Raw genomic sequence first — 13385 nt, forward strand, 5'->3', positions numbered from 1 at the left:
GCATCATTAAGATGCTTTTTTCAAAGAAATTTTTCGACTGAAGTGTGATTTTAAAGTGTCATACAGCGCTCGAGATGTATAGTAACTAATCTTTATCATTTTGTAGTAAAACTAGTTCAGCAGTTCAGGGGAAACGATGACAATCCATGTTATTCAGAGTCAACGCATTGATGTGCTTTTGGATAGTATGCTGCGTATTGTCAATCAAACTGCCCGGCATCCGTTTGAAGTGTTACAGCCCCGGCATTTTATTGTGCCGTCTCCGGCCGTAGAAAGCTGGTTGACTCAAAAAATTGCCGAGAAGAAAGGCATCAGTGCCAATAGCCAGTTCCATCACCGGATTCGTGCCTTTCAGTGGACGTCTTATCAGTGGGTGCTGAATGCGCCTAAAGAAGTCGAACAGGTTCGAGAAGCCAATATTCCGCGTATTATCATCAAATGGCGCGTGTTTCAGGCACTGCGTAAATGTATTCTGCCAGAACATATTCCCTTAGACGTCGATCATCCGCTGTATTCAATTGTAAAGCGGATTTACGACAGTGCCGACCGGCTGGAGCAGGGCACGGAAAAACAGCTGAAAAAACAGAGCATGCTGTACTGGGTGGCCGAGCAGGTATCGCGCCTGTTCAGCCATTATATGGATTATCGCGGTTATTGTGCACGTAACTGTCCACCGCAAAGCTGCAGCTGCCCGACCAACTGGCTAGAGGCCTGGGGACAGGATATTGCGCTGGATATCGAGCAGATGATTTATAGTCCCAAAGATGAAAATGGTCACGAAATGCAGGTGGCCGATTTCGTCAAAATTCAGGCGCGTGAGCTGGAAGCCTGGCAACGCTGGTTGTGGCAGCATGTATTTCAGGATGATTATGCCAAAATTCTGGAGATTGAGCGCCTGTATTGGGAACGGCTGGAGAATCCGGAAACCCGAAGCGAAGCCCTGAAACGCTTGCCGGCACAGATAGTGGTATTTAGCCTGCTGGAACTTCCGCCCAGCCAGCTGGATTTTTTACGCCGTCTAGGGCAATACATAGACATTTATATCTTTCATTTTAACCCCTCGCAGGAATACTGGGCCGACAGTGTCGATCCGGACTGGAAAGCCAGATTTGATTTACAGCGCGAAGAGCGCTTTATTCAGCGCTTTGAAAAAACTCGCCAACGTAAACCGAATGATGCTGAACTGAAAGAATTTCGAATCAAGCAGCTTAACTTTAATGCCGAAGATCGTGAATCGCGGCATCCGCTGTTGACCCGATTTGGCAAGCAGGCGCGGGATCATTTCTCTTTACTCTCCAAACTGTCTTCGGGAGAAGAAGGTCTCTGGGCCGATGTTTTTGTCGATGACTATCAGGACAAGCTGCTGGCAAAAATCCAGTCAGATATTTTATATTTACTCGAACCTGAACAGCATCAATATGCTTTAAGTCCGGCCGATGATTCGGTGCAGATTCATGTCTGTCATTCCTCGTTGCGTCAGCTGGAAGTACTCAAAGAACAGCTCATTCACTGGCTGGCACAAGGCACGGAACAGCAGCCACGGCAACCGAGCGACATTCTGGTGCTGAGTCCGAATCTGAAAGAACTGGAACCGGCGATTCGCAGTGTCTTTGCCCCGCCACCACGTGAGCGTGAGATCGGCAGCCAACGGTTGCAGAAAGATAACCTGTATTTACCGATCCAGATTGCCGGGGTGTCGCGTCTGGATGTTAGCAATGCCTGGCGCGCGGTACTGGGCCGGATCCAGTGGGTACGTCGCCGTTTCAGTATTGAGGACTTTGCCGACTGGCTCAGCCTGAATGCCACCCAGCAACGTTATGCTCTGGACTATAGTCAGGTAGAACGGATGTTGCAGTTGCTGACGGAGGCTGGCTTCAAGCGCGGTCTGGACCAGCAGCATTTACAGCAAAGCCTGAGCGTAGGCGATGATGATTACCGTTTTAGTTTTAAATTCGCGCTAGACCGTCTGGCTTTGGGCCTGGCCATTCCTGAACATACAATGTTTGAGGATACCTTGAGTTATGCCAAGGTTCTGACCAGTGATTTCCCGTTGATTTCAACCCTGATCCAGATTTATCAGGATCTGGTGCAGCGCCGTGACTGGCTGACTTTGCATGAGACCGGACAGCGCACGCCGGTGAAAACCTGGCTGAAATATTTGCGCGCCGATCTGAATGAATTTCGTGATGCCGGGGTGGAATCGCTCAAAACTGTGGCCGAGATTATCGACAAGCAGATGCGGATGCTGACCCTGGCCGATTATCATGAGCAGGATGATTCACATGCCAGTCAGGAGCTGGTGGCACTGAGTTTGCCTTTGCCTTATGTGCTGGAAGAAATTCAGAATACGCTAGAAATGCAGCTGGATCAGGCTGAACCAACCGGACAGATCACTTTTAGCCAGATTGGCCAGATCCGGCCGCTCCCTTATCAGCTGGTGGTGATGCTAAATCTGGATAGTGGTAAGTTTCCGAGCCGGAATCAGCAGGTGCCGTTTGATTTGATGCGCAGCCTGAAGCCGCAACTCGGTGATCGTTCGCGTCTGGATGATGAGCAGGGTGCTTTTCTGGATGCCTTGCTATTGGCGCAGGATAATTTATGGCTGTTTTATAATGGCTTTGATCTGGACGATGGCGAGGCTCGCGATCCATCCACTGCCTTGCAGGAACTGATTCAGCATATCGCATTCATCTGTCAGTCGGAACAGCCGGATGCCGAGGTCGATTCTGTGGTGGAAATCAATGGTCTGTCAGTGGCTAAACATATCCAGCAGCTTTATCATGTACATCCCTTGCAGCCTTTTGATCCAGCCGGATTTGCAGATGTGCAAACACCGCGTTATCGGGATCAGTGGTTTGCGGTGGCAGAATATATCCGCAGCGCCGAAGGCAAGCGCAGCAGCTGGATCAATGCGCATTATCCGGCAGTTGAACAAAAAGAACTGCGGGTGCTAAAAGGCGATGAGTGGATTCGGGACATGATTTTCCCGGCGCGTTTATTTCTGAAAAGTGTCGGAATTTCCACAATTCGCTATGCAGATTTGCCGAGTTCCCGTGAGCCCTTGTTATTAAACAAGCTGGAACAATATCAGGTGCGGGATTTTCTATTACAACAAGATCAGCAGATTGAGCCGAGCTTGATGCTAGACCGTTTGCCAGTAGGCAAAACCCAGCAAGCCACCTGGCTCAGCAGTCAGCAGGAACAGCAGTTGTTGCAAGAACGTTTGCTACAGCTCGGCAAAGAACTGACGCCGGTGACCCAGCAATCCTTGCAATTTAGTCCTGAACTGATCATTCATATCAGCGTACCACAAGCCTCGCACAGCAGTTACTGGTTAAGTCTGCAATCCTCTTCGGCCTCGGAAAAACGCCGTGCCCAGATCTGGCTGGAATATCTGTTATGGCTGGCTTACTTAAATGATGATGCACGCTCACCAGAACTGGAACGTATTGTGATTTTCAGTAATAAGACCCTGAAATTTTCCGGCTTGAGTTCAACTAAAGCGCGAGAATATTTACAGTTCTGGTTCAAAGCCTGGGAAATTGGTCAACAGCAGCCGCTGGTGTTGCCAGCGGAATTGTTGATGAAAAAAGAGTGGCAGTGGGCCGAAAATGAACAGGGCAAAATGACCATTGTGGAAATGCCGGAACTGCTAAAAGCCTGGAATAATAGCTATGAAAGTGCCAAGCCTTTGGCTTCGGATGAATCCAGCCTGTTGCATCAGGACTGGCAGTTTATTTTGCAGGATCAGGACCCGGATCTGGCCTTGCAGCGCTGCTGTCATGATTTCGCCCATGCTCTGTATGCGCCGATTCACCAACATCTGGAATGGGTGAAATAGCAATATGACCGTGTTAAAGCAGCAGATGCAAAAAGCCATTTCTACCAATCCGATTCAGGACATGACGTTCCGGGGCTTACACTGGATTGAGGCCTCGGCAGGCACCGGCAAGACCTATACTTTATCCAGTTTGATGGTGCGGATTTTTCTGGATCAGTATTATCCGCATCAGGTGATTGCAACCACCTTCACCCGCAAGGCAACGGCCGAACTGAAAAACCGGGTACGGCTGCGGGTCGAAGAAACTTTGGCCTATATCCAGCGTCATCAGCAGCTCAATTCTGTGGAAATTGCAGCGAAGATTCAGAGCGAAACTGATCCTTTATTTCAGCAGGTATTGAAAGATTATGGCACACGGATGGACTATGCCCGTCGCCGCTTGCGTCTGGTACTGAACCAGCTGGATGAACTGTTTGTCGGGACGCTGGACAGCTTTAGCCAGAAACTGTTACGTGAATTTGCTTTTGAAAGTGGCAAGATTGAACGTGCAGAACTGACCGAAGATCAGGATTTATATATCCAGCAACTGATTCATGATGTGCTGCGTGACTGGATTCAGCAGCAGCCCCAATATATGGTCAATCATTTGTATGTGCAGAATCTGCTGAAACCGGTCGAGCATTATACCGGGCTGGTTCGGGATGCCCTGAATTTTAGCAAGCAGCAATTCCAGAAGGTCGAGCCGGCTGAATGTGATTTAGGTAAATTAGAAGCCTGTATTACCCAATTATTGAATATTCATGAGCATGATCTCGAAGTCATGCGGCGCTATTGTCAGGAAAGTCCGAAGTATTTTCACAAGAGTTTTTTGACCAAGTTAACCGACGTTTGTGAAAACTTTATGACCTGGAGTGCAGCCCTGCAAACTCAGGGTGGCATGAGTTTCTTTGATGCAGAATTGCAACCGATTTTACTGAATCTGTGCCATTTACGCCGTAAAAAAACTGATTTCCAGCCGACCACTCAGGTTTTTAACAAGAGCTGTCCGGAAGCGGAGCAGCAGCTGATTTTGCAACACAGCCTGATCGTGGCAATTGATGTACTGTGTGAGGTCAAACAGGATCTGGATGAGCAGTTGAAGCAGCTCACGACCTATCTGGAATTTCATATTATTCAAAGTGTGCAGACTCGTTTGCCACAAACCCTGCAACAGCAGGGTGAAACGACTTTTTCCCAGCAAATCCGCACACTGGCGGAAGCACTGCAAGGACAGCAGGGTCAGCGCTTTGCCCAGTTTGTACAGGCACGTTATCCGCTGATTCTGGTGGATGAATTTCAGGACACCAATCAGGATCAGGATGACCTGCTGGCCAAGATCTGGCGGGATGCCAGCCGGGTTCAATCCGGCTGCATGATTATGGTCGGCGATCCGAAACAGGCGATTTATGGTTTCCGTGGTGGCGACATGCTGACCTATAACAAGGCACATGCTGACGTGCGGCAGAAGCAGGGCCGCGAATATACCCTGATGCAGAACCATCGTTCGGTCAAAGCGCTGGTCGAAGTGGTCGATGCTTTATTTCAATGCCAGATGGATTTTGGTGAACAGGTGCAGTACACCCTGATTCAGGCCGGTAGTCGGCCACATCCGGATCTCATCGATAGCGCTGTCTGCAATCCGCAGCCCTTACGCTGGATTCAGTTAGGTGAGTCGGATGTAGAAGCCGATCAGGTGGCCTGGAAAATCCGTGCACTCCTCAATCAGTCTGCTCAACAGCAGTTATATTTTCAGCAGCAGAACAGTATTCAAAGCCTGAAAGCCGATGATATTGCAGTACTGGGGTTTGGACATTTTGCCCTGGAACAGGTCAAGCAGCGCCTACAGCGTATGGGTATTCCTTGTTATAAAGAGTCCAAACAAAGTGTTTTTGCCAGTGCTATTGCGCAGGATGTCGCGGCCGTCTTGACTGCAATCATGGATCCTTTTAATGAATCCAAGGTCAAACGTGCCTTACTGACCCGCCTGCTGGGCTTCAACCTGAAAAAACTGATTGAGTTACAGGCGCAGAGTGAAGGGCTCAGTCGCTATATTGCCGATCTGGATGCAATTCGGGAAATGTGGTTCGAAAAAGGTTTTCTCACGGCATGGAATTATGCCTTAAACCTGTTTCAGGTCTGGACTCATCTGGTGGCCAGTCAAAGTCTGGATAATGAACGGGTGGTTGTGAATTTGCGTCATCTGACTGAAATTCTGAGCCAGCAAAGTGAATATTATCAGGGTGCCCAAAAACTCTATCACTGGTATTTGCGTCAGTTACAGTCCCCTTCAGGCAAAGACAGTGAAAAAGAACGCAAGCTGTCTGGTGATCATGGGGTACAGCTGATGACCATCCATGCCTCTAAAGGGCTGGAATTTAAAGTGGTATTTTTATTGGGCGCAGATGCTGCTTTTGATGTAAATAAAGGCAACTTGAACTTTTCATTAAGTGGCACACTGTCTGAAAGTATTTTAGAACAATCCCGGGTGATTGCAGTCAATCATAAGCATTTGCACGAGCAGGCGATTTTACAGAATGCAGCGCGTAATGCAGCGGAAAATCACCGGCTTTGGTATGTGGCGCTGACCCGTGCCAGTCATCGGGTGTATGCCATGTTACAAGACCACGCTGCACAATCCGATTCGGGCTTGGCGTTCTGGCGTGGCCAGGGCGATGCCATCTTCGAACATGCTTTATCTCTGGTCGAGCAGCCGCTGTCTCAGGAACCGGCACGTCTGGTCGAGCAGTCACACCATCATAAGATCGACATGCTGGCGCAACCTTTGCCAGAGCGACAGTTCTATCCACGCACCAAAACCAGTTTTACCGCATTGTCGCAACACCAGTCACATGCGCCAGTTTTGCAGGATGATCTGGTCAATGCACAGGAACACCCGGATAGTGCAGCGGATGAAATCAATCTGAATGCTTTAGCAGATCAGCCGGCTGTCACACCGTTGGACTGGATCAAGCTGAATTTCCCCAAAGGTACGGTGGCCGGGACTTTCTTGCACAGTATTTTTGAACATATCAATTTTCAGGACAGCAGTTACTGGAATCTGGAAATTCGCCGTCGTTTTAAAAATACTGCACCGCAAATCTGGCAAGAACTGAAAGAAAAATTTGAACAGGCCTTCCAGTTGCGTACTGTGCTGGAGCAGACCTTTGCGCCGCATTATCAGGCCGCAGCGGTGAATCTGCGTACCCTGTTTCAAGCCGCAGCGCAGGCAAATTTCAAAGCAGATGAGTTGCAACAGAGTATACAACGCGTTTTGTCCAGCCTGAACTATAAATTGCTGAGTGGCATTCGCCTGCATGATCAGAGCGAAGCTTATCGTCAACAATGGCGACAGTTATTTCAATCGGCACAGCAAGACCGATCAGCCTTGGTGGTTTTTTTAAGCCAGTTTGAGCGTTATTTCACCGAGCTGGATGATGACAGCTTTATCCAGTTTTTTGAACAGGAAGTAGCCCAACTCGCACGCTCTACAAGCACTGAATCGCTGGATGTGGACAGTCTTTTCCAGACTGCTTTTGAGGGATTGCTGGACGAAATTACAGAAGATATTTTGCTGAACCTGATGCATGACTGGGTACATGAAATTCTGGCCACTCCGATCCAGGCAGATTTTGCGTTGGCACAGCTGGAGGCTAAACAGTATCTGTCAGAATTCCCTTTTTATCTGTCTTTGACCGATGCCCCTTTGCAGATTCGGCAAATCCATCAGCTTTTTCTCGAACATGACATGGTCATGAGCGATTTTAATGAGGCCAAATCGGCGCGATATCTGACCGGTTCCATCGATCTGGTGTATTTCGATGGCCAGCGCTACCATATTGCCGATTATAAAAGTAACTTCCTCGGACCTGATCAGCAGCACTATAGTGCTGAGGCGATTCAGCAGAATATGAGCCAGTCCAGTTACTGGTTGCAGGCCGCTCTGTATCTGGTGGCGCTGCATCGGTACCTGAGTGCCAATATGCAGACTTATTCGATCACACAGCATCTGGGCGGCGCAACCTATCTGTATTTGCGCGGGATGAATGGACAGGCGCAGCAAGGAGCTTATCATTGGCAACCGGACTCTGAATTCATAGAAAAACTGGATCAAATATTGGGCTATTTTGAGCAGAAAAAATCAGCATGATTTTACTGTTTTATAAAATATGTATAGATTAAACATGAAATTATCCTGTGGATAACTTTGAGGATAACTGTGTGGAAAATGAGCAGAATCACGTGTCACAGCAACATTCCGATTTAATGGCCTGGATTGACTATCTGTGTCAGCTTCCATTCAGTACAGCTGCATTTGATCCGGCAGCAAAATTATTGATCGAGCAACTGCTTGAAGCGATGCAAGCGGGAGATAGCTGTATCGAAGTTAATCCTCAGCAGGTTGCCTTATTGCATAATCTGGTTTTAGACCGCCGTCAACAGAGTGCAGGAATTGCACCATTTATTTGTGCAGATCAGCATTTATATCTGTACCGCTACTGGCAACTGGAACAGGCGGTAGCCTCACATATTGCTCGGATTAAAGCCCAACCGGTGGCCGCTATTGATTTATCCGAACGTGATCGCAATTTATTGTCAGATCCACAGCAGAAACTGGCACTGGAAATGGTTGCGCGGCAGGCGCTGAATATTATTACCGGCGGTCCGGGTACCGGTAAAACCTATACCTTGGCGCATATGATTGCGGTCCTGCATGAAGCCTTGCCAAATATCCGGATTGCCATGGCAGCACCTACCGGAAAGGCCGCACAGCGCATGAAAGAAGCACTGCAAAAAGCCTTGCACAGTGAAGCGTTACAACAGTTTGAGCTAGAAGCATTAAAACAGTTGCAACCGGTGACCCTGCATCGCTTATTGGGTCTAGGTACTCGCGGACAGCCACGCTTTCATGCCAAACAGCCTTTGCCCTATGATGTGATCGTGGTCGATGAAGCCTCGATGCTGGATTTAAACCTATCCCAGATGTTGCTAGCCGCCGTACCGCCTCATGCACGGCTGATTTTACTCGGTGATGCAGACCAGCTGGCCTCTGTGGATGTCGGAACGGTACTGGCAGATTTACAGCAAGTGGTGACTCTGGAGGATAACCGGGTCAATTTAATCACCACGCGACGTTTTGCGACTGGAGCCAGGATTGGTGCAATGGCGGAGTTTATCCAGCAGAATCATGAGTCTTCTCACGTCTTGCAGAAATTTGAGCAGCAGATTGTGCCGGCTAGTGAGTTACAGGCGATCGATTTGAATCAGGTTGAAATCGACCAGTTGCAGCTGCAATACCTGCTCGCTGGCGCCGAACAGACCGCGCATAGTTTGAATCAGTATTATGATCAGCTGATGTATGGTTATCAGGCTTATGTACAGGCCATAAAAACAGAACGAAACTCAGCTGATTTTGAGCAGTACGTACAACAGGTGGTCAAAACTTTTGATGATTACCGGATTTTAACCGCAATCCGTTCTGGTGATCTGGGTCTGCTCAAGATCAACCTGCAGATTGAGCAACGCTTTTTAGCAGCGCAAGGCCAATTGAAACAGGGCGACTGGTATGTTGGACGCCCTGTCATGATGAGCTATAACGACTATCAGTTGGGTCTGTCCAATGGTGATATTGGCATTTGTTTTTTACGTGAGCAGTCTGGTCAGCGTCAGTTTGAAGTGTATTTCCCAAGTCTGGAAAAATGGGTATTGGCGACCCGTTTACCTAAAAGTATTGAAACCGCTTTTGCGCTGACTATTCACAAATCTCAAGGTTCAGAATTTTCCCATACGGCAGTGGTGCTGGATCAATATGCAAAAAATCTATTGAGCAAAGAGTTGATTTATACCGCGATTACTCGAGCCAAAAAAGTGGTCAGTTTATTGGTGGATTGTGATGCTTTTATACAAGCACTTTGTGTCAGAACCACCCGAAAAAGTGGTTTGAGCCAAAAAATCATTGAACAATCCAGTAATTTAATTGGCAAAAATAATCAAATCTTGTAGGTAAAAGCTTACAAGGATTCAGGAAATTGACGCATAGAGCTTTTGCTCAGTTTTTGAGAAGATTGGTTCTACAAAATAACTCAACACGGAAAGTTGAGCATAATCGTATAATTATAAAAAGAATGTCAGTAGACAGCGAACTTACAGTGAGGTAAGTAAAAAGAGGAAACTTACAGCCGCTAAGCCTTGTAGTTTTGGGAGAGACTACAAGGCTTTTTTATATTTAATTAATTTATATTTCAAAATACTAGATATTTACCTTAATTCTAAAGTTGGATATTGTTGTGGAATGGCTGGATTTAAGCGAATTAGGTTAAATAAAGTGGTATTAATGTAATATTATGCAACTTTTAGGCTAGTTATTGTACGAAATAGCTTACAGCAAGATACGCTAAATGCCTCTACTTGTCTTTGTAGAATATGGCAAAATCTACCACACAAGGAAGGTGATTTTTCAACAGGATGTTTGAAAATAATAACAAGCGTAAAACGCTATAAAAAACACAATAAATAATAATGATAAGAGAAAGAACTACAGCGCCAAAAAGCCCGACTAAACTCGGGCTTTTTTTTATCTATTTTTTATTCAGACAGACGACGGTACATTAAAACAATAGAAAAAGCGTTCTAATTGCTTAGGTCGATTTCTCTATTTAAGTGGTCTAGATGATCTCGCTTAAAACAGTACAGATCTTGAATAACTCAGGATCAATGGACAACAGCTTCGCTTTAAATAAATCACCGATTGAAAACATTTAAAAGTGCTGATCTATTTTTGCAATTTGGCGCATTTTCCCTTAAAATATGCAACTTGCTGTAGTGATGCACGGCAGTCAAAGTTTTGAATTCTCATTACATTGATTTTTATCAAAATATATAAGCATCTCGGAGAAATCGAATGGCTTTAACTAACGCAGATCGCGCAGAGATCATTGCTAAATTCGCACGCGCTGAAAACGACACTGGTTCACCAGAAGTTCAAGTAGCTCTTTTGACTGCTCAAATCAATGACTTACAAGGTCACTTCAAAGAGCACAAACACGACCACCATAGCCGTCGCGGTCTAATCCGTATGGTTAACCAACGTCGTAAGCTGCTTGACTACCTAAATGGTAAAGACCACGGTCGTTATGTAGCATTGATCGGTGCTTTAGGTTTACGTCGTTAATTCGATTTAAACTTTATTTTCGGGTTATTGCATGCTTTGTGCTTTATTGCTGAAAACTAAAGTCGGTTTAGCTTTTGGCTAGGCCAGTGGAAGGGGCGAATGTTTCGCTCCTTCTTTGTGTTTAAAAATAGTATTTAATCTGGTGAGGTCGGCTTCTAAGCTTTGTCATTTGTTCGTCTATATGGTCGTGAATGCCAAACCTTAGGGGTCTCCACTAGAATAATTGTTCACAAGAACTAGGAAAAAATAAAACATGTCGATGTTTAATATTATTCGTAAAGAATTCCAATTCGGTCAACACAACGTGATTCTTGAAACAGGTCGCGTTGCACGTCAAGCAAACACTGTTGTGATTACCATGGGCGGCGTACAGGTTCTTGTTGCTGTTGTAGCGCAACCTAAAGCAAAAGCCGGTCAAGACTTCTTCCCATTGACTGTTAACTACCAAGAAAAGCAATATGCTGCAGGCCGTATCCCGGGTGGTTATGGTAAGCGTGAAGGCCGTCAGTCTGAAGCTGAAACTTTAATTTCACGTCTGATCGACCGTCCAATTCGTCCATTGTTCCCAGAAGGTTACTTCAACGAAATTCAAGTGACTGCAACAGTAATTTCATCTGACAAAACCATGGATGCTGACATTGCTGCAATGCTGGGTACTTCTGCTGCATTGTCGATTGCAGGTACGCCTTTCCGTGGTCCAATCGGCGGCGCTCGCGTTGGTTTGATCAACGGTGAATACATCCTGAACCCGAACCACGAACAGTTAAAAGAGTCTGATCTTGATCTGGTTGTTGCAGGTACTGAAGCTGCAGTATTGATGGTTGAATCTGAAGCGAAAGAACTTTCAGAAGACCAAATGCTGGGCGCTGTATTGTTCGGTCATGACGAAATGCAAATCGCGATTCAAGCGATCAAAGAATTTGCTGCAGCAGCTGGCGCAGTTGAGTCAACTTGGGTTGCTCCAAGCAAAAATGAAGCGCTTCTTGGTCAATTAAAAGATGCATTCGAAGCGAAAATCTCTGAAGCCTACACAATTGCTGTGAAACAAGACCGTTATGCGGCGCTTGATGCACTTCACGCAGAAGCAGTGGCACAGTTCGTTCCTGAAGAAGATGAAACAGGTATTGCTGACGAAGTAAACGAACTCTTCGAAGATCTTAAATACCGCACGGTTCGTGACAACATCTTGTCTGGTAAGCCACGTATTGATGGTCGTGATACTAAAACTGTTCGTGCAATCGATGTACAAGTGGGCGTATTAGGTCGTGCTCATGGTTCTGCATTGTTCACACGTGGTGAAACTCAGGCATTGGTTACAACAACTTTGGGTAATACCCGTGATGCGTTGATGGTTGATACTCTTGCAGGTACTAAAACTGACAACTTCATGCTTCACTACAACTTCCCTGCATACTCTGTAGGTGAAACTGGTCGTGAATCTGGTCCTAAGCGTCGTGAAATCGGTCACGGTCGTCTAGCGCGCCGTGGTGTTCAAGCGGTTCTTCCTGCAGCTGACCGCTTCCCGTACGTGATCCGTATCGTATCTGACATCACAGAATCGAACGGTTCATCTTCAATGGCTTCTGTATGTGGTGCTTCTCTATCACTTATGGATGCAGGTGTGCCACTTAAAGCACCAGTTGCGGGTATTGCAATGGGTCTAGTGAAAGAAGGCGAGCGTTTCGCAGTTCTTTCTGACATCCTGGGTGATGAAGATCATCTTGGCGACATGGACTTTAAAGTCGCAGGTTCTGCAAACGGTATTACTGCACTGCAAATGGACATCAAGATCGAAGGGATTACTGAAGAGATCATGGAGTCTGCATTGAACCAGGCTTATGCCGGTCGTATGCACATTCTTAATGAGATGAACCAAGTAATTTCACGCGCTCGTCCTGAAATTTCGATGCATGCACCAACATTCCAAGTGATCAACATCAACCCGGACAAAATCCGTGATGTAATCGGTAAAGGCGGCGCGACGATTCGTGCGATTACTGAAGAAACGAAAGCTGCAATCGATATCGAAGATAACGGTACAGTTCGCGTATTCGGTGAAACTAAAGCGGCAGCAGCTGCTGCAGTTGCGAAGATTCAAGCATTAACTGCTGAGATCGAACCAGGTACAATTTACGTGGGTAAAGTGATTCGTATCGTTGAATTCGGTGCGTTCGTGAATATTCTTCCGGGTACTGATGGTTTACTTCATATCTCTCAAATCTCGAACGAACGCATTGCGAACGTTGCAGATGTATTGAAAGAAGGTCAAGAAGTGAAGGTACAGGTTGCAGACGTTGACAACCGTGGCCGTATCAAATTGACCATGAAAGACATCGAACAAGTTTAATCATCTGAATATTCCCATGAGTTAGCTCATGGGAATGAAATATCAAAAGC

The 13385-nt window shown here is 46.5% G+C and carries 5 protein-coding genes; all 5 read left to right on the plus strand.

Annotated elements, in window-relative coordinates:
- The first annotated feature begins 136 nt into the window (after positions 1-136).
- The 5 genes from FTU90_RS02160 (at position 137) to pnp (ending at position 13335) form a co-directional block, all read left to right on the plus strand.
- Positions 137-3841: an exodeoxyribonuclease V subunit gamma gene (locus tag FTU90_RS02160; RefSeq protein WP_180071889.1), complete on the plus strand. Its 3705-nt coding sequence runs from the start codon at positions 137-139 to the stop codon at positions 3839-3841.
- 4 nt (positions 3842-3845) lie between these two features.
- Positions 3846-7967 (plus strand): UvrD-helicase domain-containing protein, encoded by a 4122-nt coding sequence (locus FTU90_RS02165; protein ID WP_159138687.1) that lies wholly within the window; start codon positions 3846-3848, stop codon positions 7965-7967.
- Between the two features lie 71 nt (positions 7968-8038).
- The gene (gene recD / locus FTU90_RS02170; protein ID WP_159138688.1) at positions 8039-9820 is read left to right on the plus strand and encodes an exodeoxyribonuclease V subunit alpha; all 1782 of its coding nucleotides are present in this window, start codon (positions 8039-8041) and stop codon (positions 9818-9820) included.
- An 898-nt stretch (positions 9821-10718) separates the two neighbouring features.
- Entirely contained in the window at positions 10719-10988 is a 270-nt protein-coding gene (rpsO, locus tag FTU90_RS02175) for a 30S ribosomal protein S15 (protein WP_004637724.1), read from the plus strand.
- 259 nt (positions 10989-11247) lie between these two features.
- Entirely contained in the window at positions 11248-13335 is a 2088-nt protein-coding gene (gene pnp, locus FTU90_RS02180) for a polyribonucleotide nucleotidyltransferase (RefSeq protein WP_171063368.1), read from the plus strand.
- The last annotated feature ends 50 nt before the right edge of the window (positions 13336-13385 follow it).

The sequence above is a fragment of the Acinetobacter sp. YH12200 genome (assembly GCF_013418175.1).
Taxonomy (GTDB): domain Bacteria; phylum Pseudomonadota; class Gammaproteobacteria; order Pseudomonadales; family Moraxellaceae; genus Acinetobacter; species Acinetobacter pseudolwoffii.

Excerpts from the sequence above, each read along its gene's own strand:
- FTU90_RS02160 (WP_180071889.1), top strand. The coding sequence starts at position 137 with ATGACAATCCATGTTATTCAGAGTCAACGCATTGATGTGCTTTTGGAT.
- FTU90_RS02165 (WP_159138687.1), top strand. The coding sequence starts at position 3,846 with ATGACCGTGTTAAAGCAGCAGATGCAAAAAGCCATTTCTACCAATCCG.
- pnp (WP_171063368.1), top strand. The coding sequence starts at position 11,248 with ATGTTTAATATTATTCGTAAAGAATTCCAATTCGGTCAACACAACGTG.
- rpsO (WP_004637724.1), top strand. The coding sequence starts at position 10,719 with ATGGCTTTAACTAACGCAGATCGCGCAGAGATCATTGCTAAATTCGCA.